Source organism: Amycolatopsis sp. NPDC045836 (assembly GCF_056431745.1).
Genome location: NZ_JBWKKF010000004.1, coordinates 193,993 through 216,343 on the forward strand (window position 1 = coordinate 193,993; position 22,351 = coordinate 216,343).

Here is a 22,351-nt window from a genome sequence, read left to right on the forward strand (position 1 = left end):
ACGGGCAGCTTAGCTTTCGGCCGGAAACGGTTCCGACCCGGCGTGGAGCACCCCGAGCCGCCGGGTGGCCCGGGTCAGCGCCACGTAGAGGTCGTTCCAGCCGCGGGGCGAACCGGCGGCGACCTCCTCCGGGGCGACGAGCACCACGGAGTCGAATTCCAGGCCCTTGGCCAGCTCCACGGTCAGCACCGACAGCCGTTCGTGCGACGGCAGCAGCTCCCGCACCGCATCGATCCGCCCCGGCGGGCACAGCACCGCCACCGTGCCACCGTCCACTGCGGACAGTTCGGCGGCGGTCAGCGCGGCGAGGTCGGCCGAGTCCAGCGGCTCCTGCCACGGCTGCACCCCGGTCGAGCGCACCGAGGTGGGCACGGTCAGCGCCGGGTCCACCCTGGCCAGCGCCCTGGCGGCCAGCGCCATGATCTCGGCCGGGGTGCGGTAGTTGACCGTCAGCTCCGCCAGCCGCCAGCGGTCGGCCACGTACCGGCCGAGCACGTCGCCCCAGGCCGACGCCCCGCCCTCGGCGCCGGTCTGCGCCACGTCGCCGACCACGGTCATCGACCGGCTCGGGATGCGCCGCATGATGGTCCGCCAGTCCATTTCGGACAGTTCCTGCGCCTCGTCCACGATCACGTGCCCGAAGGTCCAGGTGCGGTCCTGCGCGGCCCGCTGGGCGGCGGTCAGCTCGCTGCGGGCCTGCTGCCGCTCGGCGAACAGCTCCGCGTCCAGCACGTCGCTGACCCGCAGCAGTTCGGGGTCGATGATCTCCTCGTCCTGCTCCAGGATGTCCAGCACGCCTTCGGCGTACGCGCGCTGCTCGCGTTCCTCGCGGGCCCTGGCGGCGCGTTCCTCGGTGTCGTCCCAGCCGAGCAGTTCGGCGAGCTCGTCGAGCAGCGGCACGTCGGCGGGGGTCCAGTCGGCACCGCGGTCCCGCCGCAGCGCGGCCCGCTCCGGTTCGGAGAGCGCCTTCGACGCGGCGGAGGCCAGGCGTTCCGGGTCCGCGAAGAGGTCGTCGAGCACCTCTTCGGGGGTGAGCACCGGCCACAGTTGGTCCATCGCCCGGCGGACGCCCTTGTCCTCGGCGAGTTCGGCCCGGATGTCACCGACGTCACGCGCGTCGAGCAGGTTGTCACCGAGCCGGCGCGCGGCCTGCCGGGTGAGCGCGTCGAGCAGTTCGCTGACGAAGATGCGGCGGGCCTGGTTGTGCGGGCGGCGGGACCGCCGTGCCTTGGCCCGCGCGTCGGTGCAGGTGCGCCGGTCCAGCCGCAGGACCTCGCGCTCGACCTCGATCTCGAGCACCGGCGACGGCACGGCCTGCCGGTCCTTCACCGCGTTGGCCAGCACGTCCGCCAGCACCGCGCGCCCCTTGACCACCGCGGCCGCGCGGTCGTCGGTGCCCGTGGCGTCGATGCCGGGGTAGAGCTGGCCGACCGTGGCCAGCAGCACGCCGGTCTCCCCCAGCGACGGCAGCACCTGGCCGATGTAACGCAGGAAGGTGCTGTTGGGCCCGATCACCAGCACCCCGCGCTGGGTCAGCTGCTGGCGGAAGGTGTAGAGCAGGTAGGCCGCGCGGTGCAGGGCGACGGCGGTCTTGCCGGTGCCCGGCCCGCCCTGGACCACCAGCACCCCGTTCATCCCGGCGCGGATGATCCGGTCCTGCTCGGCCTGGATGGTGGCGACGATGTCGCTCATCTCACCGGTGCGCCGCTGGGTCAGCGCGGCCAGCAGCGCGGCCTCCCCGGCCAGGCCGAGGTCGTGGTCGCCGCCACTGGCTTCACCCAGGTCGAGGATCTCGTCGTCGACCCCGGTGACCCGCCTGGACAGGCTGCGGATGTGCCTGCGGCGGCGCACGCCCTCCGGGGACGCCGCGGTGGCCAGGTAGAACGGCCGCGCCGCGGGCGCGCGCCAGTCGAGCAGCAGTGGCCGGTAGTCGTCCTCGGTGTCGAACAGGCCGAGCCTGCCGATGTAGGCCGGCTCCTGGTCGTGGAAGTCGAGCCTGCCGAAGCACAGGCCCTGCTCGACCGAGCCGAGCTGGGCCAGCCGTTCGGTGTAGGTGGCGGTGGCGACGTCGCGTTCGGTGCGGGCCTGCGGGGTGCCGCCGGTCAGGCGCAGGGCCTCGCCGAGCCGCCGCTGGGTCAGCTCGCGCTCGGCGTCGAGCATCTCGTAGAGCTTGGTGACGTAGACCTGTTCTCGCTGAACTTCGGGGTTTGCCGGCTCCGGACCGGACACAGACAAGGGTGACTCACTTTCGCGCGCGGGGGATTCCGATCGATTCTACGCCGGTGGCCGGCGTCGCACGGCGAGCCGCTGGCAGGCCCGCCGCACCGGCCACAGTGGAGTCCCCCGCCGCCGTCCCCCCGATCGGCTCAAACCGCTCAGAACGGGAGGCCGATGACGGGCAGGCCGATCGCGGAGTCCACGGCGAGCGCGCAGAACACGATCATCAGGTAGGTGTTGGACCGGTGGAACAACGCCATCGGCTTGGTCTCCACCCCGCGGTTCACCGCCACGCGCAGCCGGTGCGCGTAGAACAGGAACCACGCGCCGGCGAGCGCGGCGAACGAGGCGTAGAGCCAGCTGGTGGCCGGGGCCAGCAGCAGGGTCCAGCCGACCATCACCCACGAGTAGATGACGATCTGCTTGGCCACGTGCTGCGGGGTGGCCACCACCGGCAGCATCGGCACGCCGGCGCGCTCGTAGTCCTCGCGGTACTTCATCGCCAGCGCCCAGGTGTGCGGCGGCGTCCAGAAGAAGATCACGCCGAACATCACGAAGGCGGGCCACTCGACCGCGCCGGAGACCGCGGCCCAGCCGATCACCACCGGCATGCAGCCCGCGGCCCCGCCCCACACCACGTTCTGCGGCGTCCGCCGCTTGAGGCCGAGGGTGTAGACGAAGATGTAGAACAGGATCGTCGCGACGGCGAGGATCGCCGAGAGCAGGTTCACCGTGAAGAACAGCACAGCGAACGAGGCGATCCCCAGCACCAGGCCGAAGACCAGCGCGTTGCGCCGGGGCACCGAGTCCTTGACCAGCGGACGCCGCTTGGTGCGGTTCATCACCTTGTCGATGTCGGCGTCGATCACGCAGTTCAGCGCGTTCGCGCTGCCCGCGGCCATGGTGCCGCCGACCAGGGTGGCCAGCACCAGCCAGGGGTTGGGGATCTCGCGCCCGGCCAGGAACATCGCCGGGATGGTGGTGACCAGCAGCAGCTCGATCACCCGGGGCTTGGCGAGCGCGGCGTAGGCACCGATGACCCGGCGGGGGCTGCGCCGGCCACCTGGCTCCTCGGGTGCGTCCACGGCGCTGGTTTCACCGCGTCCGTGCGCGGCGTGCACCAACGACATTTCGCTCCCTGCTACTCACAGTCGGTCCGGCTTGGGACGCGGCTCGGTTGCCGATCTTCCGGTGGGCCCGAAACCACGCCGGGCCTGCGCCCTGACCGATCGTAATCGCCACCGCACGCCCCTCCACGGTGGGGGTGCGCCGGGGGCTTGACACGGTTGGGCCGCACGGCAGCGGGTACGCCTAGGACTAGGCTGGCCCGCGTGGGCGTGGCGTGCCCTGCGAGGGGGCGCGAACAGGAATATCGTGCACCCCGGATCGATCAAGGCGCGCCCGCCGGCAAGCACCGTGCAATGCAAGCGAATCACCGAAGACGGGGAGTTCGAGTTCAGTGTCCGAAACCGCCCTCAGCAGCGAGAACAACCCTCTCATCCGGCGGAACCACCCCGCCGACTGGACCGAGCTGGACACCCGCGCGGTGGACACCGCCCGGGTGCTCGCGGCGGACGCCGTGGAGAACTGCGGCAGCGGGCACCCCGGCACGGCGATGAGCCTGGCCCCGGCCGCCTACTCGCTGTTCCAGCGCATCATGCGGCACGACCCGGCCGACCCGGAGTGGCCGGCGCGTGACCGGTTCATCCTCTCCGCCGGGCACTCCAGCCTGACCCTCTACATCCAGCTGTACCTGGCCGGCTACGGCCTGGAGCTCGAAGACCTCAAGCAGCTGCGCCGCTGGGGCTCCAAGACCCCCGGCCACCCGGAGTACCGGCACACCGCCGGAGTGGAGACCACCACCGGGCCGCTGGGCCAGGGCCTGGCCAACGCGGTCGGCATGGCGATGGCGGCCCGCCGCGAGCGCGGCCTGCTCGACCCCGAGCCCGCCCCCGGCGAGAGCATCTTCGACCACCACGTCTACGTGATCGCCTCCGACGGCGACATCGAAGAGGGCGTGACCTCCGAGGCCTCCTCCATCGCCGGCCGCCAGGAGCTGGGCAACCTCACCGTCATCTACGACGACAACAAGATCTCCATCGAGGACGACACCAACATCGCGCTGTCCGAGGACACCGCGAAGCGCTACGAGGCCTACGGCTGGCACGTCCAGGTGGTCGAGGGCGGTGAGGACGTGGTGGCCTTCGAGGCCGCGATCGAGGCCGCCAAGGCCGAGACCACCCGCCCGTCGTTCATCCTGCTGCGCACGGTGATCGGCTACCCGGCGCCGAACAAGATGAACACCGGCAAGGCGCACGGCGCCGCGCTCGGTGCCGACGAGGTCGCCGCGGTCAAGGAGATCCTCGGCTTCGACACCGGCAAGGACTTCCAGGTCGCCGACGAGGTGATCGAGCACACCCGCAAGGCCGCCGAGCGCGGCAAGGCCGCCCGCGCCGAGTGGCAGACCAAGTTCGACCAGTGGGCCGAGGCCAACCCCGAGCGCGCCGAGCTGGCCGCCCGGCTGGCCAAGCGCGAGCTGCCCGCGGGCTGGGCCGACAACCTGCCCTCCTGGGAGCCCGACGCCAAGGGCATCGCCACCCGCAAGGCCTCCGGTGAGGTGCTCAACTCCCTCGCCGACGCGCTGCCGGAGCTGTGGGGCGGTTCGGCCGACCTGGCCGAGAGCAACAACACCACGATGAAGGGCGCCGACTCGTTCGGGCCCGAATCGGCCGCCACCGACATGTGGAAGACCAGCCCGTACGGCCGCACGCTGCACTTCGGCGTCCGCGAGCACGCGATGGGCTCGATCCTCAACGGCATCGCGCTGCACGGCGGCACCCGGCCCTACGGCGCCACCTTCCTGATCTTCTCCGACTACATGCGCCCGCCGGTGCGGCTGGCCGCGCTGATGAAGGCGCCGGTCATCTACGTGTGGACGCACGACTCGATCGGCCTCGGCGAGGACGGCCCGACGCACCAGCCGATCGAGCAGCTCTCCGCGCTGCGCGCCATCCCGGGGCTGAACGTGGTCCGCCCGGCCGACGCCAACGAGACGGCCGCGGCGTGGAAGGCGGTGCTGGAGGACGTGCACCACCCCTCCGGCCTGGCGCTGACCCGCCAGAACGTGCCGGTGCTCGAGGGCACCAGCGCCGAGGGCGTGGCCCGCGGCGGGTACGTGCTCGCCGAGGCGTCGGGCGCCACCCCGGACGTGGTGCTCATCGCCACCGGTTCCGAGGTGCAGCTGGCCGTCGAAGCCAGGAAGAAGCTCGAGGCCGACGGCGTTTCCACCAGGGTGGTGTCCATGCCGTGCGTCGAGTGGTTCGAAGCGCAGAACCAGGCGTACCGCGAGTCGGTGATCCCCAGCGGGGTGAAGGCGCGCGTGGCCGTGGAGGCCGGGGTCGCCCAGTCGTGGCACAAGTTCGTCGGGGACGCCGGCGAGATCGTCTCGATCGAGCACTTCGGTGCCTCCGCCGATTTCGCCACCCTGTTCCGCGAGTTCGGCATCACCGCCGAAGCCGTGGTCGACGCCGCGCGCCGGTCGCTGGACACCGCCAAGAACTCCTGAATTTCCACCGAAGGGGATGAAGTCATGAGCAGCACCGATCGGCTGGCCCAGCTGTCCGAGGCCGGCGTTTCGATCTGGCTCGACGACCTGTCCAGGGAGCGGCTCGACTCCGGCAACCTCGCCGGGCTGATCCGCGACCGGCACGTCGTGGGGGTCACCACCAACCCGACCATCTTCGCCAACGCCCTGTCGAAGGGTGACGCCTACGACCAGCAGGTCGGTGAGCTGGCCGCGCGCGGTGCCGACGTCGACGCCGCCGTGCGCGAGCTGACCACCACCGACGTGCGCAACGCCGCGGACCTGTTCCGCGAGGTCTACTCCGCCACGAACGGGGTGGACGGCCGGGTGTCCATCGAGGTGGACCCGCGCATGGCCAAGGACGCCGACGCCACCGTGGCCGAGGCCAAGGACCTGTGGAAGACCGTCGACCGGCCGAACGTCCTGATCAAGATCCCGGCCACCGAGGAGGGCCTGCCGGCGATCACCCGCACGCTGGCCGAGGGCATCAGCGTCAACGTCACGCTGATCTTCTCCGAGGAGCGCTACCGGGCGGTCATCGACGCCTACTTCGCCGGGCTGGAGCAGGCCAAGGCCAACGGGCACGACCTCGGGGGCATCCACTCGGTCGCCTCGTTCTTCGTCTCCCGTGTGGACAGTGAGATCGACAAGCGGCTGGACGCCATCGGCACCGACGAGGCCAAGGCGCTGCGCGGCGAAGCCGCCATCGCCAACGCCCGGATCGCCTACGCCGCCTACGAGGAGCTGTTCGCCGGCGAGCGCTGGCAGGCGCTGGCCGCCGAGGGCGCGAACAAGCAGCGCCCGCTGTGGGCCTCCACCGGGGTGAAGGACCCGTCCTATTCGGACACCCGGTACGTGGACCAGCTGGTGGTGGCCAACACGGTGAACACCATGCCGGAGAAGACCATCGACGCGGCCGCCGACCACGCCGAGATCGAGGGCGACAAGGTGTCCGGCACCGAGGCCGCCGCCCGCGAGGTGTTCACCAAGCTCGAGGGCGTCGGCATCGACATCACCGACGTGTTCCTGACGCTGGAGAACGAGGGCGTCGACAAGTTCGAGAAGTCCTGGGGCGAACTGCTCGAGACGGTCCGCGGCCAGCTGGCGAAGGCGAAGGGCTGAGCGCGGGCATGGCAGCCGAAGAGACGGGCGCCGGGGTCACCATCACCGACCCCGCGCTGGAACAGCAGGCGAAACCGCTCGCGGACAGCCTGATCGCCGACCGGGCGGCTTCCCGCCTGGCCGCGCAGGACGCCACGCTGTGGGGGGCCGATGCCGAGTCCGAGGCGGCCATCCGGTTGTCCTGGACCACCCTGCACCGCTCCTCGCGGCCGCTGATCGGCGAGATCGAGGCGCTGCGCACGGAACTGCGTTCCGAGGGCGTGGACCGCGTGGTGCTGGCCGGGATGGGTGGTTCCTCGCTGGCGCCGGAGGTGATCACCGGGACCGAGGGCGTCGCGCTGACCGTGCTCGACACCACCGACCCCGGTCAGGTCGCCGACGCGCTCGCCGGGGACCTGGAGCGGACCGTGCTGGTGGTCTCGTCGAAGTCCGGCGGCACGGTGGAGACCGACAGCCACCGCCGGATCTTCGCCAAGGCCTTCGCCGACCACGGGATCGAGGCGGCCCGGCGGATCGTCGTGGTCACCGACCCCGGCTCGCCGCTGGCGGAGCTGGCCGAGGCGGAGGGCTACCGCCGGGTGTTCCTGGCCGACCCGCACGTGGGCGGGCGGTACTCCGCGCTGACCGCGTTCGGCCTGGTGCCCGCCGGGCTGGCCGGGGCGGACGTGGCGCGGTTGCTCGACCAGGCCGCGGGCGTGGCCGAGCAGCTGGCCGCCGACGACGAGGCCAATCCGGCCATCCGGCTGGCGGCGGCGCTGGGTGCCCGGCACGCGCAGCACGCGGAGAAGGTGGTCTTCGCCGACACCGGCTCCGGTATCCGGGGCTTCGGTGACTGGGCCGAGCAGCTGATCGCCGAATCCACCGGCAAGCAGGGCACGGGCCTGCTGCCGGTGGTGGTGGAGTCGCCGGTGGCGGCCGGGTTCGCCGACGCCGGTGCCGACGCCACCCCGGTGGCGATCGGCCGCGCGGACTCACCCGCCCAGCTCTCGGTCACCGGCCCGCTCGGCGCGCAGTTCCTGCTGTGGGAGTTCGCCACCGCGCTGGCCGGGCGGCTGCTCGGCATCAACCCGTTCGACCAGCCCGACGTGGAGGCGGCGAAGAAGGCAGCGCGGGCGCTGCTGGACCAGCCGTCCGGCACGGGCGGCGGGGCCGGGCCGTCGTTCACCGACGGCGCGATCGAGGGGTACGGCCTCGACGCGAAGGACCTGCCCGAGGCGCTGAAGTCCTTCCTGGACTCGGCGACCGCCTCGGATTCGGTGCCGCCGGCCTACATCGCGGTGCAGGCGTACCTGGACCGCCTCGACGACGCGTCCGCCGCGCTGCTGCGGGCGCAGCTGGCCAAGCGGACCGGGCTGCAGACCACCTTCGGCTGGGGTCCGCGGTTCCTGCACTCGACCGGGCAGTACCACAAGGGCGGCCACCCGAACGGGTTCTTCCTGCAGCTGACCGGGGCCGGTGAAACCGACCTGGACGTGCCGGACCGGCCGTACACCCTGGCCGGGCTGCAGCTGGCGCAGGCGCTGGGCGACGGGCAGGTGCTGGCCGACCACGGGCGCCCGGTGCTGCGGCTGCACTTCACCGACCGGGCCGCCGGGCTGGCACAGCTGGTGGCCGCGCTGGAGGCGTTGGCGTGAGCTGGACCAATCCGCTGCGGGACCACCGCGACAAGCGGCTGCCGAGGATCGCCGGGCCGTCCAGCCTGGTGATCTTCGGCGTCACCGGCGACCTGTCCCGCAAGAAGCTGATGCCCGCGATCTACGACCTGGCCCACCGCGGCCTGCTGCCCGCCGGCTTCTCGCTGGTCGGGTTCGCCCGCCGCGACTGGGAGAACCAGGACTTCGGCGAGCTGGTGCACGATTCGGTGGCCGAGCACTCGCGGACGCCGTTCCGCGAGTCGGTGTGGAACCGGCTCGCCGAGGGCATCCGGTTCGTGCAGGGCACCTTCGACGACGACGACGCCTTCGACCGGCTGGCGCGGACCGTGCGCGAGCTGGACGCCGAGCGCGGCACCGGTGGCAACACCGCGTTCTACCTGTCCATCCCGCCGAGCGCGTTCCCGGTGGTGACCAAGCAGCTGGCTCGTTCGGGGCTGGCCGACACCGACGAGAACACCTGGCGACGGGTGGTCATCGAGAAGCCGTTCGGCCACGACCTGCGCAGCGCGCGGGAGCTGAACGCGATCGTCAACGACGTCTTCCCCGAGGAGTCGGTGTTCCGCATCGACCACTACCTCGGCAAGGAGACGGTGCAGAACATCCTGGCGCTGCGCTTCGCGAACCAGCTGTTCGAGCCGATCTGGAACGCCAACTACGTCGACCACGTGCAGATCACCATGGCCGAGGACATCGGCCTCGGCGGGCGCGCGGGGTACTACGACGGGATCGGCGCGGCCCGCGACGTCATCCAGAACCACCTGCTCCAACTGCTCGCGTTCACCGCGATGGAGGAGCCGGTCTCGTTCGAGCCGAAGGCGCTGCGCGCGGAGAAGGTGAAGGTGCTCGGCGCGACCAAGCCGCTCGAGCCGTTCGACGCGACCACCGCGCGCGGGCAGTACACCGGCGGCTGGCAGGGTGGCAAGAAGGTGCCCGGCCTGCTGCAGGAGGGCGGGTTCTCGAAGGACTCCACCACCGAGACCTACGCCGCGGTGACGCTGGAGGTGCAGAACCGCCGCTGGGCCGGGGTGCCGTTCTACCTGCGCACCGGCAAGCGGCTGGGCCGCCGGGTCACCGAGATCGCGGTGGTGTTCAAGCGGGCGCCGCATCTGCCGTTCGACTCCACCGCCACCGAGGAGCTGGGGCAGAACGCGCTGGTCATCCGGGTGCAGCCGGACGAGGGCGTGACGCTGCGGTTCGGCTCGAAGGTGCCGGGGACCACGATGGAGGTCCGCGACGTCACGATGGACTTCGGCTACGGGCACGCCTTCACCGAGTCCTCGCCGGAGGCCTACGAGCGGCTCATCCTGGACGTGCTGCTCGGCGAGCCGTCGTTGTTCCCGGTGAACGAAGAGGTCGAGCTGTCCTGGGAGATCCTCGACCCGGTGCTGGCGCACTGGGCCAAGCACGGCAAGCCCGAGGAGTACGCGCCGGGCACGTGGGGTCCGGCTTCGGCCGACGCGATGCTGGCCGCTTCGGGCCGCAACTGGAGGCGCCCGTGATCATCGACCTGCCGTCCACCACCACCTCGCAGCTGAACAAGAAGCTGGTCGAGCTGCGCGAACGCGGTGGGGCCGTGGCGCTGGGCCGGGTGCTGACCCTGGTCATCGCCGCGGACGACGACGAGCACCTGGAAGACGCGATCGACGCGGCCAACGAGGCCAGCCGGGAGCACCCGTCGCGGGTGATCGTGGTGGCCAAGGGCTCGAAGACCGCGGCCCCGCGCATCGACGGGCAGATCCGCGTCGGCGGGGACGCCGGGGCCAGCGAGGTGATCGTGCTGCGGCTCTACGGCGCGCTGGTGGCCAACAGCCAGAGCGCGGTGGTGCCGCTGCTGCTGCCCGACGCGCCGATCGTCACCTGGTGGCCGGGCACCGGGCCGCGGAACCCGGCCAAGGACCAGCTCGGTGAGCTGGCCCAGCGGCGGATCACCGACTCGGCCGCGGAGAAGAACCCCATCCGCGCGCTCGGCACGCGTGGCAAGGCCTACACCGACGGCGACACCGACCTCGCCTGGACCCGGCTGACCAACTGGCGGGCCCAGCTGGTCAGCGCGCTGGACCTGCCGCCGTACGAGGACGTGCTCTCGGCCACGGTCACCGGTGAGGTGGACTCGCCCTCGACCGAGCTGCTCGCGGGCTGGCTGGCCGAGTACCTCAAGGCACCGGTCAAGCGGGTCAAGTCGAGCAGTGCGCAGGGCATCCTGTCGGTGACGCTGGAACGGCGGTCCGGGGCGATCGAGCTGAGCAGGCCGGACGGCCGGGTCGGCACGCTGACCCAGCCGGGCCAGCCGGCGCGGCGGATCTCGCTGCAGCGGCGGGACAACAAGGACTGCCTGATCGAGGAGTTGCGGCGGCTCGACCCGGACGAGATCTACGAGGCGGCGCTGCACGGCCTCGGCAAGATCGCGGCCACCTCCCGCAAGGCGCCCGCCAAGGAACCGGCCAGGTCCGGCGCGAAGGCGGGGGCGAAGGCACCGGCGAAGGCGAAGGCATGAGCACCTCCGAGGTAGTCGTCTACTCCGATCCGCAGTTGCTCGCGGCGGCCTGCGCGGCCCGGCTGGTCACCCGGCTGGTCGACGTGCAGGCCGCGCGCGGCTCGGCCTCGCTGGTGCTCACCGGGGGTGGCACGGGCGTGGCGATCCTGCGGGAGCTGCGGAACTCCCCCGCCAGGGACGCGGTGGACTGGTCGAAGCTGGACCTGTACTGGGGTGACGAGCGCTTCCTGCCCGCGGACGACGACGAGCGCAACGAGAAGCAGGCACGGGAGGCGCTGCTCGACCACGTGCCGGTCGACCCGGCGCGGGTGCACGTGATGGCCCCGTCGGACGGCGAGTTCGGCGACGACCCGGACGCCGCCGCGGCCGACTACGCCAGGGTGCTGGCGCGCAACGCGCGGCCGGAGGACCACGGCGACGTGCCGACCTTCGACGTCACCCTGCTCGGCCTCGGCGGTGAGGGCCACACGGCGTCGATCTTCCCGGAGACCCCGGCGGTCTACGAGACCGAACGCTCGGTGATCGCGGTGCGGAACTCACCGAAGCCGCCGCCCACCCGGATCTCGCTGACCCTGCCCGCCATCCGGCGCTCGGCCGAGGTTTGGCTGGTCACCACCGGCTCCGCCAAGGCCGACGCGGTGGCCTTGGCCCTGGCCGGGGCCGGTGAGGTGCAACTGCCGGTGGCGGGCGCCCGCGGGCGGCGCCGCACGCTGTGGCTGCTGGACCGCCAGGCAGCGGCCAAGACTTCGAACGTCTACCGGCCGCGGATCGCTTGATCGGTCTACCCCGGAGCTCCGGACGGCTGCTGAGGCCGGGTTGCGTGATTCCCGGCCTCGGTTCCGTCCGGGGATCCGCGACCTCCGGCTGGCTGGACGGCGTCCAGCACCGGGGATTTTGTGATCTTCTGACTGCCGCTGCCCGGACGCCCGCCGCCCCTGGATCGAGGGCGGCCCTGGCCTCTCGATTCTGTCCGGATATCGGACACCAGAGGTCATCCCCCGGACGGGTGAAGCGATGACGTCAAACAGGACACGCATACGGCTGAATGGCCGGAAACTTACCGCCGAGCGGCCAGCACACGTTAGCGTCCGCTAATTTGTGCCCGCCGACGCGTCCCGATCGGGTGATGGATCCCTCTCACTGGTAAGTCCACAAGACGAGAGGTCCATTGCGATGACCACAGAGGGACTCTCCATACCGGGAATGTCGGTCGGCGGCCCCCATTCGGGCACGACCGGGCACATCCGTGACGGCAGCATCGCGGACTGGTTCCGGAAACGGGCCGTGCGCGCGCTGTCCATCGACGTCCTGGCGATCGCGCTCGCCGTGCTGGACGTCTGGCTCGTCTTCCCCGAAGAAGCCACGACCTACTCCATCTGGCTGTCGGCGTTCTCCTGCCTGGCGCTGGTGGCGCGGCGGTGGCTGCCGTTCGGCGTGGTACTGGCCACCTTCCCCGGTTACCTGGCCGGCTGGGCCCAGCTGGCGGCGATGATCGCGCTCGGCATGCTCGCCACCCGGCGCGGACTGCACTGGCAGACCATGGCGGGCTTCGGCATGGTCTGGGCCAGCCGGTTCATCCTGTGGCCGCTGGACGAGTTCGCCGCGCTCAGCTGGCAGGAGCACGTGCTCGACGGCATCTACGGCGTGGTCGTCGCCGGGATGCCGGTGGCGCTGGGCCTGCTGATCCGGGCCAGGAGCGAGCTGTCGGACAAGCTGGCCGAGCTGGCCGCCAGCCGCGACCGCGAGCAGCGGCTGCACGCCCAGGCCGTCCGCGCGCAGGAACGCGCCCGGCTGGCCAGGGAAATGCACGACGTGGTTTCCCACGACATCACGCTGATCGCGATGCAGGCCAACGTGCTGTCGATCTCCGCCCCCGGTACCGAGGCGCACCAGGCCGCGGAGAACATCCGGCACCTGAGCAAGCGCACGCTCGAGGAACTGCGCACGCTGGTCGGCGTGCTGCGCTCCGGGGTGGACGAGGACGGGCCACAGCCCGGAATCGACGAGTTGCACCAGCTGATCCGCACCTCGGACGTGCCGGTGCAGCTCACCGTGGAGCGCATCCCCGACCCGCTGCCGCGCCAGGTCTCCGCGGCGGCCTACCGGACCGTGCAGGAGTGCCTGACCAACGTGCACAAGCACGCACCCGGCGCGAAGGCGAAGGTGTGCGTGCGCGGTGAGGAGGACGCGCTCGGCGTGGAGGTGCTCAACGAGCAGCCCTGCGAACCGGCCCGCGCGCTGCCTTCGGGCGGGCACGGGCTGACCGGGCTGGCCGAGCGCGCGCGGCTGCTCGGCGGCACCTTCGAAACGGCCCCGACCGACGACGGCGGCTTCCGAGTCCGCGCCGTCTACCCCCTGCCGAACTAGCCCCGGAAAGCTCGGAATGGGGCATTCCCCCACGGTGAATGCCCCATTCCCGGCGTCACACCGGGCCGGTCAGATGATCTCGCGCCGCTTCCGCAGCCGGTCGAGCGCCTCGGCGAGGATGGCTTCGCCATCCGCGTCGCTGCGGCGCTCCTTCACGTAGGCGAGATGCGTCTTGTACGGCTCCGTCCGCGGGGCCGCGGGCGGGTTCTGCTCGTCCTGCCCGCCGGGCAGCCCGCACCGCGGGCAGTCCCACTCCTCGGGAATCTCGGCTTCCAAGGCGAAGGACGGGCGCGCCTCGTGCCCGTTGGCGCACCAGTACGAGATCCGGCGCCGCGGCGCCGACTCCCCCCGCTCGGACTCGCCGGACGGGCCCGCCCCGACCCTGGTACCCCGAATCGCGTTTCCGCCAACCATGAACTCTCACACCCCGGTCTTGTTCCCGGCGCACCCGCACGGTACGCCGTGCCACTGTCTGCTCCGGCCGGGCGTGCACCCGGCCGCCTCCCACGGCTCGTGCCGCTCAGATCTTCAGCAGCAGGCCCAGGCCGACGATGCTGATCAGCCAGATCGCACCGAGTCCGAGCGTGATCCGGTCGAGGTTCTTCTCGGCCACGCTCGAGCCCGCCAGGCTGGACTGCATGCCGCCGCCGAACAGGGAGGACAGCCCGCCTCCGCGTCCCCGGTGCAGGAGGACGGCGACGACCAGCAGCACGCTGGAAGCGATCAACACCACTTGCAGGAACAGTTTCATCTCATCCTCTGTGTCCGGTGAAAACGCGCGATCGGCGCGGGCTGACGAGCACCGTGACCCACATTACCCGGTCACCGCCCGGATCAGGGCAGCGGCCCGCCCGCGGCCAGCGCGCAGAGCTTGGTGAACTCGTCGGCGTCCAGGCTCGCCCCGCCGACCAGTGCGCCGTCGATGTTCTCGCACTTGACCAGGTCGCCGATGTTGCCCGATTTGACCGAACCGCCGTAGAGCACGCGCACCTCACCAGCGATTTCGGGGCCGTACTTCTCGCCCAGCTTGGTCCGCAGTGCGGCGCAGACCTCCTCCGCGTCGGCCGGGGTGGCGACGCGGCCGGTGCCGATGGCCCAGACCGGCTCGTAGGCGACCACCACGTTCTTCACCTGCTCGGCCTTGAGCCCCTTCAGGCCCGCGACCAGCTGGTTCGTGGTGTGCTCGAGGTGCCCGCCCGCTTCGCGGACCTCGAGCTGCTCCCCGACGCACAGGATCGGGGAAAGCGCGTGCTTGAGCGCGGCACGCACCTTCTTGTTGACCACCTCGTCGTCTTCGTGGTGGTACTCACGGCGCTCGGAGTGCCCGACGGTGACGTAGGTGCACCCGAGCTTGGCGAGCATCGGCCCCGAGATGTCCCCGGTGTAGGCACCGGAGTCGTGGGGCGAGAGGTCCTGCGCGCCGTAGGTGAGCAGGAGCTTGTCGCCGTCGGTGAGGGTTTGCACGCTCCGGATGTCGGTGAACGGCGGCAGCACCGTCACGTCCACCTTCGCGTAGTACTTCTCCGGGAGCGAGAAGGCGATCTTCTGCACCAGCGCGATGGCCTCGAGGTGGTTGAGGTTCATCTTCCAGTTGCCGGCGATGAGCACTTTTCGAGCCACTGTCGGTCTACTCCCCCAGTACCGAGACGCCGGGCAGGTCCTTGCCCTCGAGGTATTCCAGCGACGCGCCGCCGCCGGTGGAGATGTGCGAGAAGCCGTCCTCGGGCAGGCCGAGCTGGCGCACCGCGGCCGCGGAGTCACCACCGCCGACCACGCTGAACGCCTCGCTCGCGGCGATCGCCTCGGCGACCGCCTTGGTGCCGCCGGCGAACGCCTCGAACTCGAACACGCCCATCGGGCCGTTCCAGAACACGGTCTTGGCGTCGGCCAGCTTGCCGGCGAACAGCTCGCGGGTCTTCGGGCCGATGTCGAGGCCCTGCCGGTCGGCCGGGATCGCGGTGGCGTCGACCACCTCGTGCGGCGCGTCGGCGGCGAACTCGGTGGCGGCCAGCACGTCGACCGGCAGCACCAGTTCCACGCCGCGCTTGTCCGCCTCGGCGAGGAAACCGCTGACCTGGTCGAGCTGGTCGGCCTGCAGCAGCGACTGGCCCACCTCGTGGCCCTGGGCCTTGAGGAAGGTGTAGGCCATGCCGCCGCCGATGAGCAGCCGGTCGACCTTGGTCAGCAGGTTGGCGATCACGCCGAGCTTGTCCGAGACCTTGGCCCCGCCGAGCACCACCGCGTAGGGGCGGGCCGGTTCCTCGGTGAGCTTGCGCAGCACCTCGAGCTCGGCCAGCACCAGGCCACCGGTGTAGGCGGGCAGCACCCCGGCGATGTCGAACACCGACGCCTGCTTGCGGTGCACCACACCGAAGCCGTCGGAGACGAAGGCACCGCCGTCCCCGGTGAGGGCGGCCAGTTCACGGGCCAGCGCGGCCCGCTCGTCCTCGACCTTGCTGGTCTCGCGCGGGTCGAACCGCACGTTCTGCAGCAGGGCCACCTGGCCGTCGGCCAGCGCGCCGGTGACCGACTTCGCGCTTTCGCCGACCACGTCGGCGGCCAGCGCCACCTCCGCGCCCAGCAGTTCACCCAGCCGCGCCGAAACGGGCGCGAGGGAGAACTTCGGGTCGGGCTCGCCCTTGGGGCGGCCGAGGTGGGCCGCCACGATCACCCGCGCGCCGGCCTCGGCCAGGCGCTGGATGGTCGGCAGCGCGGCCCGTACCCGGCCGTCGTCGGTGATGCGGTCGCCGTCGAGGGGGACGTTGAGGTCGGCGCGCACCAGCACGCGCCGACCCGCCACACCCTCGCTGATCAGCTCATCGAGAGTTTTCACGGCCATGGCTCAGGACAGCTTGCCGCCGACGAGCTTGACCAGGTCCACCAGGCGGCTGGAGTAGCCCCACTCGTTGTCGTACCAGCCGTAGACCTTGACCTGGTTGCCCAGCACCTTGGTGATCGGCGCGTCGTAGATGCACGAGGCCGGGTCGTTGACGATGTCGCTGGAGACGATCGGGTCCTCGCTGTAGCGCAGGATGCCCTGCAGCGGGCCCTCCGCGGCGGCCCGGTAGGCGGCGTTGATCTCCTCGACGCTGGCCTTCTTGGCCAGGTCCACGGTGAGGTCGGTGATCGAGCCGGTGGGCACCGGGACGCGCAGCGAGTAGCCGTCGAGCTTGCCGTTCAGCTCGGGCAGCACCAGGCCGATGGCCTTGGCGGCACCGGTGGAGGTGGGCACCACGTTCAGCGCGGCCGCCCGGGCGCGGCGCGCGTCCTTGTGCGGGCCGTCCTGCAGGTTCTGGTCCTGGGTGTAGGCGTGGATGGTGGTCATCAGGCCCTGCTCGATGCCGAAGGCGTCGTGCAGCACCTTGGCCAGCGGGGCCAGGCAGTTGGTGGTGCAGGAGGCGTTCGAGATGATCGTCTGCGAGCCGTCGTAGAGGTGGTCGTTCACGCCGAGCACCACGGTCAGGTCCTCGCCCTTGGCCGGGGCCGAGATGATGACCTTCTTCGCGCCACCGGCGACGTGCGCCTTGGCGGCGTCGGCGTTGGTGAAGAAGCCGGTGGACTCCACGACCACGTCCACGCCCAGGTCGCCCCACGGCAGGTTCGCCGGGTCGCGCTCGGCGAGCGCCTTGATGGTCTTGCCGCCGACGACGAGACCCTCGTCGCTGACGCTGACCTCGTCGGGGTAGCGGCCGAGGATGCTGTCGTACTTCAGCAGCTGGGCCATGGTGGCGACATCGCCGAGGTCGTTGAACGCGACCACCTCGATGTCGTGGCCGCTGGCCTGCACGGCGCGGAAGAAGTTGCGGCCGATCCGGCCGAAGCCGTTCACACCTACGCGAACCGTCACTACTGCCACTCCTCTGGGGGTTCGGCCGGGCCCGGCCCGGCCAGACTGGGGGACTCGGGGCAACCCTAGCGTGCTGGCCTGGGCGTTCCCGCATGCCCCAGCGAGACTTCCACTACACCGGGTCGCCGGTCAAGAATCGATCAAGTCATCGATCAAGATGATCCGCTCAGCGCGCGTTCCAGCGGGGTCCGGAACCGCGGCACGACCCTGGTCCCGCCGAGCCACTCCCCCAACCGGGTCGCCGCCTCGCCGATGCGGGCGGTGGCTTCCGCGCCGACGTCCTCCAGGCAGCGGACGGCGATCTCCCCGTCCGGGCGCTGGGCCCAGCCGCCGACGACGCGCCCGTCGCACCAGACGGTCGGCCCGGCGTTGCCGTTGCGGTCGAACAGGGCGTCCCGGTGCGGGCCGAGGTAGAAGTCCCGGCCGGCCCAGCCCATCGGCGTGGGGTCGAGCGCGGGCAGCAGCGCCACCCACGGCTGGGGTTCCGGCTCGGGTTCGAGGTCGCCGGGCAGCAGCAGGCCGGTACCGCCGCCTTCGAGGCCGACTTCCAGGGGGCCGATCGCGGTCAGCGCCTGCTTCGCCTGGGCCGCCGTCCAGCCGGTCCACCAGCGCAGGTCCGAAAGCGGTGCCGGGCCGTAGGCGTGCAGCCAGCGCCGCGCCAGTTCGACCCGGGCGGCGCCGGCGCCGGCGCGCGGCAGGCCGGGCAGCCAGCTTTCCAGCGGCGACCAGCGGTACTGCGTGGACAGCCAGGTGCCGCGCGGGCGGCCGCGCACGATCCGGCCCTGCGCCGCGAGCAGGAACAGCACCCGGCTGGTGACGTTGCCGATCGCCTCGTACGGCTTGCCCGGCGCCATCCGCAGCTGCTGGCGCAGGCCGGGCACGTCGGCGGCGAGTTCCTGGCCGAGCGCCTCCCCGCGGGCCGACAGCGCCGCCATCGTCGCCGACTCCACCTCGGCCAGCCACCCGGCCGCCGCGGGCACGCCCGCCGGGTGGCCGTTCTCGGTGAGGTGCTTGACCAGCAGCTTGCGCTGCTTCGCGGCGATCTCGTCCGCGCACGCGGCCTGCACCACGGGCGCGACCTCGCGCGGCACGGCGAACACGGTGCGCCGCATGCCGAGCAGCCGCACCAGGGTGCGGTCGTCGTAGAGCGCGCGCTCGGTCACGGCCACGGGTGAGCCGCCGGTGCGGGCGGCCACCGACAGGTGCACGGTGGCCGGATCGGTGGCGTGCAGCGCGACCACCGCCGCGGCCGCGTCCTCCGGTCCGGCTCCGGGGACGGCCAGCAGGTGGCGCCGGGCGAGCCGGGCCCGGCGTTGTGCGGTGGTCACCGCGGTGGTCGGTGTGGCCATGCCGGAGTTCCTACCACCGGCCGCCGACAATTCGGGTGCTCGCGGCACCCGGTGCGGGTTAACCTCCGGCATGGTCTCCGCCGGTCACTTCGCCGCTTTCGCCGCGCTCACCTTCCTGATGGTCATCGTGCCCGGTCCGAGCGTGCTGTTCACCATCAGCCGGGCGCTCACCGCCGGGCGCCGGGACGCGCTGCTCACCGTCGCCGGGAACGCCGCCGGGGTGTACCTGCAGGTGGTCGGCGTGGCGTTCGGCCTCGGCGCGCTGGTCGAGGGCTCGGCGACGGTGTTCGCGGTGATCAAGTTCGCCGGTGCGGCGTACCTGGTCCACCTGGGGGTGCAGGCGTTCCGGCACCGCCGGTCGCTGGCGTCGGCGTTCGCCGACCAGGTCAGCGCGGCGCGGGCGCCGGTGTGGCGGGTGGTCCGCGACGGCCTGGTGGTCGGCTTCGCGAACCCGAAGTCGATCGTGTTCCTGGCCGCGGTGCTGCCGCAGTTCGTCGACCACGGTGCCGGTTCGGTGCCCGCGCAGATGCTGTTCCTCGGCATCCTGCTGCCGGTGACCGCGCTGGTGTGCGACTCGGCGTGGGCCTTCGCCGCCGGGGTCGCGCGCTCCTGGTTCGCCGGTTCACCGCGCCGGCTGTCGATGATCGGCGGGACCGGTGGGCTGGTGATGATCGGGCTGGGGGCCGGCCTCGCGGTCAGCGGCCGCAAGGACTAACACCGCCTAACACCGCCTAACACCGCCTGACACCGCCTGACCCCGCCTCCGGCTCAGCCCGGGTCGCGCCACATCGGGTACATCGGCGGGCCGTCCGGGAGGTGGAACGGCTCGCCGCGGAACCGGTAGCCGTGGCGTTCGTACAGCGCGGCGGCGCGCGGGCTGCTCGCCTCCAGGTAGGCGGGTGTGCCGGTGGCGTCGAGCACCCGCTGGTGGTGCCGCAGCAGGCTGCTGCCGAGGCCGCGGCCCTGGGCGTCCGGGTGCACGGCCAGGAACACCAGGTGGTGGTGCGGCTCGTGCGGGTGGGCGGCTTCGAAGGCGTCGTCCAGTGCGCGGAACCGGTCGGTGTACGGGCCGCAGGCCGCCAGCAGCCGGGCGTCGTAGTCCGGCGGCGGTGGCGGCGGCTCGGCGCCCGCTTCCTGCGGCAGCCACACCGCGGCGGCGCGGTCGCCGAGCAGGTCGGCGTGCCCGTGGGTGAGCGCGTGCTCGACGAGGATGTGGAAGTTCGCGGCCAGCGTGGCCCGGCGCGGGTGCGGATCGGGGACCAGCCAGCGCGACACGGCCAGCGGTTCGAACGCGGTGGCGATCAGGCTCGCCACCGCCCCGGCCTGGGCGGGCTCCGCGCGGCGGATCTCGGCGGTGCCGGTCACAGCGGGGCCCCCCGGTACTGCTCGCCGGACCCGGCCAGCGAGGTGTTCTTCGCGCCCAGCCCGATCGCGGCGTAGACCTGCGGGCGGCGGATGCGCAGCACCAGCGCCCACAGCACCCCGGCCAGCCCGGCCAGCACGAAGACCACCGGTACCAGCCACGGCAGCGGTGATTCCGGGCCCACGCCCAGCAGCGTGGCGAAGTTGCGCAGCACGAGCACCAGCACCACCAGCACGGCCAGCGCCGCCAGTGCGGGCGCGATCAGGCGCCGCCAGAGGTTCTCCCCCGACGGCCGCCGCGCGAAGAACAGCACCACCGCGATCGAGGTGACCCCGATCAGGGTCAGGATGCCGAGGCCGCCCGCCGTGCCGCCCCAGTAGAACAGGTGCACCAGCGGGTCCCAGCCCGCCAGCGCGAACAGCCCGATCACCAGCAGCCCGACGCCGGTCTGGATGACCGAACCGGCCACCGGGGACCCCGACCGCGGCGAGGTCCGGCCCAGCGCGGCGGGCAGCACGCGTTCGCGGCCGAGGGCGAAGGTGTAGCGGGCGATGGTGTTGTGGAAGGAGATCATCGCGGCCAGGATGCTGGTCACGAACAGCACCCGGCCCGCGGTGGCCATGCCGCTGCCCAGCTGGGTGCTGGCCAGCGAGAACAGCAGTTCCGAGCTCTGCGCCTGCGATTCGCCGACGATCCGGTCCGGGCCGGTGGCCACGCTCATCGACCACGACGCGAACGCGTAGAGCCCGCCGATGGCCAGCAGGGAGACGTAGGTGGCGATCGGGACGGTGCGCCGCGGGTTGCGCACCTCCTCGCTGAACACCACGGACGACTCGAACCCGACGAAGCCCAGCACGGCCAGCGCCAGGATCGCCCCGGCGCCCGGCCCGACCAGTTCGGCGGGGTCCAGCGTGGCGAAGCTGACCTGTCCGCCCGCCGGGTGGCTGACGTTGGACACGCTGTACACCGCGATCACCGCCACCTCGGCGGCCAGCAGCACGGCCAGCACCTTGCCGTTGATGTCCACGTGCTGCAGCCCGAGCACGGCCACCACCAGCCAGGCGGCCAGCGCGAAGACCCACCACGGCAGGTCGGCGCCGAACCACTCCCGGAACAGCGGGGCGGCCGCCGCGCCCGCCGCGCCGTACAGCCCGACCTGCAGCAGGTTGTAGGACAGCAGCGCGATCCAGGACGCGCCGACGCCGAGGGGTTTGCCCAGCCCGCGGCTGATGAAGCCGTAGAACGCGCCCGCGATGGCCACGTGCCGCGACATCGCCACGTACCCCACCGCGAACAGCGCCAGCACCAGCGCGATGAACACGAAGGCGACCGGGATGCCGATCAGGCCGGTGGTGGCGTAGCCGGTGGTGACCACCCCGGCGATCACCGTCAGCGGGGTGGCCGCGCTGATCACGAAGAAGACCACGGCCGAGGCGCCGAGCCGGTCCGAGGCCAGTGCCTGCGCCACGGGACTGGGTCTGGCAGGTCGATCGTTCATCGAGGGACTCCCTGGGCGGTTGGGGACCTACATGCGGTGGTGGAGCACGGCGTCGCCGACGGCGGTCTCGGTTTCCAGCACGAGCACCCGCAGCGGCGCGGGCAGTTCGATGACCAGCCGTTCCAGGTGCTGCCGGGCGTCGGGGGAAACGGTGTAGAAGACGAACCGGTCCAGTCCGGTGGCGATGACCAGGCCGGCCAGCACGACGTCGACGGTGTCGAGCGGGTCGAGCCGGGCGACCGGGCCGGACAGGCGGGCCGCCGGCCAGGCCGCGGCGTTGATGTCGACCGGTTCGTAGGAGTCCGGCCGCCACGGGATCCGGGACCGGACCGGCCGCAGCTGCCCGCTGCCCAGCAGCCGCCGCGCCACCGAATCGTAGGCGGTGCGGCCGAAGTAGCGCAGCCAGTCGCGGACCACCCGCGCCTCCGGTTCGGCGACCACGTCCCGCAGCGCCGGGCCCAGCACCTCGCAGCGCGGCAGCCGCGGGTCGAGCACCCGCACCCGGCCGTGTTCCACGGTCAGGCGACCGGCCAGCAGCAGTTCGGCGAGCACCGCGCCGGCCAGGCCGAAACCGGCGGCGCGCTCGTTCAGCCGCCGTTTTCCGGTGCGGTCGTCGTGCGCGAGGAAAAACAGATCATCGGCGAGTGGAGCGGTCACCGTTTCCGCTCCCCGGCGATCCGCGTTCCGGCACGGCTTTCGGCGCGCGCGGTGCTTTTCGCGCGTTCGGCTGCGGCCGGATTCACTGCTGGTGTTCTCCCCGTATCAGGCGTTCCGCGCCCTGGCCGCGAAACCGAGCCGGACGGTAGCGCCGCAGCCGGTGCACCGGCAAGGGCGTGCCCTGATCTTGACCCGTTTG

The 22,351-nt window shown here is 72.0% G+C and carries 19 protein-coding genes; 8 read left to right on the forward strand and 11 right to left on the reverse strand.

What is annotated here, in order from left to right:
* Positions 1 to 9 precede the first annotated feature (9 nt).
* Positions 10 to 2,235 carry a HelD family protein gene (locus AC07EG_RS08295; protein ID WP_478252340.1) on the reverse strand — a complete coding sequence of 742 codons (2,226 nt, stop codon included), beginning with the start codon at positions 2,233 to 2,235 and terminating at the stop codon, positions 10 to 12.
* A 140-nt stretch (positions 2,236 to 2,375) separates the two neighbouring features.
* A complete protein-coding gene (locus AC07EG_RS08300) occupies positions 2,376 to 3,347 on the reverse strand; it encodes a heme o synthase (RefSeq protein ID WP_478252341.1) in 972 nt (323 codons plus the stop codon).
* 329 nt (positions 3,348 to 3,676) lie between these two features.
* Between AC07EG_RS08300 and tkt the strand changes: the two genes are divergently transcribed.
* The 7 genes from tkt (at position 3,677) to AC07EG_RS08335 (ending at position 13,438) form a co-directional block, all read left to right on the forward strand.
* The gene (gene tkt, locus AC07EG_RS08305) at positions 3,677 to 5,782 is read left to right on the forward strand and encodes a transketolase (protein ID WP_478252342.1); all 2,106 of its coding nucleotides are present in this window, start codon (positions 3,677 to 3,679) and stop codon (positions 5,780 to 5,782) included.
* 24 nt (positions 5,783 to 5,806) lie between these two features.
* Complete coding sequence (gene tal, locus AC07EG_RS08310; protein WP_478252343.1) at positions 5,807 to 6,922, forward strand: transaldolase; 1,116 nt, start codon at positions 5,807 to 5,809, stop codon at positions 6,920 to 6,922.
* Between the two features lie 8 nt (positions 6,923 to 6,930).
* Positions 6,931 to 8,556: a glucose-6-phosphate isomerase gene (locus AC07EG_RS08315; protein WP_478252344.1), complete on the forward strand. Its 1,626-nt coding sequence runs from the start codon at positions 6,931 to 6,933 to the stop codon at positions 8,554 to 8,556.
* Positions 8,553 to 10,076 carry a glucose-6-phosphate dehydrogenase gene (gene zwf / locus AC07EG_RS08320; RefSeq protein ID WP_478252345.1) on the forward strand — a complete coding sequence of 508 codons (1,524 nt, stop codon included), beginning with the start codon at positions 8,553 to 8,555 and terminating at the stop codon, positions 10,074 to 10,076. The genes AC07EG_RS08315 and zwf overlap by 4 nt, the downstream gene beginning before the upstream one ends.
* On the forward strand, positions 10,073 to 11,071 hold the full coding sequence (gene opcA, locus AC07EG_RS08325) for a glucose-6-phosphate dehydrogenase assembly protein OpcA (RefSeq protein ID WP_478252346.1): 999 nt from the start codon (positions 10,073 to 10,075) through the stop codon (positions 11,069 to 11,071). The genes zwf and opcA overlap by 4 nt, the downstream gene beginning before the upstream one ends.
* On the forward strand, positions 11,068 to 11,847 hold the full coding sequence (gene pgl / locus AC07EG_RS08330; RefSeq protein WP_478252347.1) for a 6-phosphogluconolactonase: 780 nt from the start codon (positions 11,068 to 11,070) through the stop codon (positions 11,845 to 11,847). The genes opcA and pgl overlap by 4 nt, the downstream gene beginning before the upstream one ends.
* 397 nt (positions 11,848 to 12,244) lie before the next feature.
* Positions 12,245 to 13,438, forward strand: a complete 1,194-nt coding sequence (locus AC07EG_RS08335) for a sensor histidine kinase (RefSeq protein WP_478252348.1) — start codon at positions 12,245 to 12,247, stop codon at positions 13,436 to 13,438.
* A 69-nt stretch (positions 13,439 to 13,507) separates the two neighbouring features.
* Here AC07EG_RS08335 and AC07EG_RS08340 read toward each other — a convergent pair whose 3' ends face one another.
* The 6 genes from AC07EG_RS08340 to AC07EG_RS08365 form a co-directional block, all read right to left on the reverse strand.
* Positions 13,508 to 13,852, reverse strand: coding sequence for an RNA polymerase-binding protein RbpA (locus AC07EG_RS08340; RefSeq protein ID WP_113691219.1), 345 nt, complete (start codon positions 13,850 to 13,852; stop codon positions 13,508 to 13,510).
* A gap of 106 nt (positions 13,853 to 13,958) precedes the next feature.
* Positions 13,959 to 14,189, reverse strand: a complete 231-nt coding sequence (gene secG / locus AC07EG_RS08345) for a preprotein translocase subunit SecG (protein ID WP_206808694.1) — start codon at positions 14,187 to 14,189, stop codon at positions 13,959 to 13,961.
* Positions 14,190 to 14,272: 83 nt separating this feature from the next.
* Positions 14,273 to 15,058, reverse strand: coding sequence for a triose-phosphate isomerase (tpiA, locus tag AC07EG_RS08350; protein ID WP_478252349.1), 786 nt, complete (start codon positions 15,056 to 15,058; stop codon positions 14,273 to 14,275).
* A 7-nt stretch (positions 15,059 to 15,065) separates the two neighbouring features.
* Entirely contained in the window at positions 15,066 to 16,271 is a 1,206-nt protein-coding gene (locus tag AC07EG_RS08355; RefSeq protein WP_478252614.1) for a phosphoglycerate kinase, read from the reverse strand.
* Between the two features lie 9 nt (positions 16,272 to 16,280).
* Positions 16,281 to 17,285, reverse strand: a complete 1,005-nt coding sequence (gene gap / locus AC07EG_RS08360) for a type I glyceraldehyde-3-phosphate dehydrogenase (protein ID WP_478252350.1) — start codon at positions 17,283 to 17,285, stop codon at positions 16,281 to 16,283.
* A 152-nt stretch (positions 17,286 to 17,437) separates the two neighbouring features.
* Positions 17,438 to 18,634 carry a winged helix DNA-binding domain-containing protein gene (locus AC07EG_RS08365; RefSeq protein ID WP_478252351.1) on the reverse strand — a complete coding sequence of 399 codons (1,197 nt, stop codon included), beginning with the start codon at positions 18,632 to 18,634 and terminating at the stop codon, positions 17,438 to 17,440.
* Positions 18,635 to 18,704: 70 nt separating this feature from the next.
* Between AC07EG_RS08365 and AC07EG_RS08370 the strand changes: the two genes are divergently transcribed.
* The gene (locus AC07EG_RS08370; RefSeq protein ID WP_478252352.1) at positions 18,705 to 19,349 is read left to right on the forward strand and encodes a LysE family translocator; all 645 of its coding nucleotides are present in this window, start codon (positions 18,705 to 18,707) and stop codon (positions 19,347 to 19,349) included.
* A gap of 53 nt (positions 19,350 to 19,402) precedes the next feature.
* Here AC07EG_RS08370 and AC07EG_RS08375 read toward each other — a convergent pair whose 3' ends face one another.
* From AC07EG_RS08375 to AC07EG_RS08385, 3 genes are read right to left on the reverse strand one after another with little or no spacing between them, the layout of a single operon-like run.
* Positions 19,403 to 19,999 (reverse strand): GNAT family N-acetyltransferase, encoded by a 597-nt coding sequence (locus AC07EG_RS08375; protein ID WP_478252353.1) that lies wholly within the window; start codon positions 19,997 to 19,999, stop codon positions 19,403 to 19,405.
* Positions 19,996 to 21,495, reverse strand: a complete 1,500-nt coding sequence (locus tag AC07EG_RS08380) for an APC family permease (protein WP_478252354.1) — start codon at positions 21,493 to 21,495, stop codon at positions 19,996 to 19,998. Before AC07EG_RS08380 ends, AC07EG_RS08375 begins: the two co-directional genes overlap by 4 nt.
* Before the next feature lie 27 nt (positions 21,496 to 21,522).
* The gene (locus AC07EG_RS08385; protein WP_478252355.1) at positions 21,523 to 22,152 is read right to left on the reverse strand and encodes a GOLPH3/VPS74 family protein; all 630 of its coding nucleotides are present in this window, start codon (positions 22,150 to 22,152) and stop codon (positions 21,523 to 21,525) included.
* Positions 22,153 to 22,351 lie beyond the last annotated feature (199 nt).

What these genes read in the sequence shown, in the direction of transcription:
- AC07EG_RS08300 (WP_478252341.1), bottom strand. Translation starts at nt 3,347, where the DNA reads ATGTCGTTGGTGCACGCCGCGCACGGACGCGGTGAAACCAGCGCCGTG.
- tal (WP_478252343.1), top strand. Translation starts at nt 5,807, where the DNA reads ATGAGCAGCACCGATCGGCTGGCCCAGCTGTCCGAGGCCGGCGTTTCG.
- AC07EG_RS08315 (WP_478252344.1), top strand. Translation starts at nt 6,931, where the DNA reads ATGGCAGCCGAAGAGACGGGCGCCGGGGTCACCATCACCGACCCCGCG.
- pgl (WP_478252347.1), top strand. Translation starts at nt 11,068, where the DNA reads ATGAGCACCTCCGAGGTAGTCGTCTACTCCGATCCGCAGTTGCTCGCG.
- AC07EG_RS08335 (WP_478252348.1), top strand. Translation starts at nt 12,245, where the DNA reads ATGACCACAGAGGGACTCTCCATACCGGGAATGTCGGTCGGCGGCCCC.
- AC07EG_RS08340 (WP_113691219.1), bottom strand. Translation starts at nt 13,852, where the DNA reads ATGGTTGGCGGAAACGCGATTCGGGGTACCAGGGTCGGGGCGGGCCCG.
- secG (WP_206808694.1), bottom strand. Translation starts at nt 14,189, where the DNA reads ATGAAACTGTTCCTGCAAGTGGTGTTGATCGCTTCCAGCGTGCTGCTG.
- AC07EG_RS08365 (WP_478252351.1), bottom strand. Translation starts at nt 18,634, where the DNA reads ATGGCCACACCGACCACCGCGGTGACCACCGCACAACGCCGGGCCCGG.
- AC07EG_RS08370 (WP_478252352.1), top strand. Translation starts at nt 18,705, where the DNA reads ATGGTCTCCGCCGGTCACTTCGCCGCTTTCGCCGCGCTCACCTTCCTG.
- AC07EG_RS08380 (WP_478252354.1), bottom strand. Translation starts at nt 21,495, where the DNA reads ATGAACGATCGACCTGCCAGACCCAGTCCCGTGGCGCAGGCACTGGCC.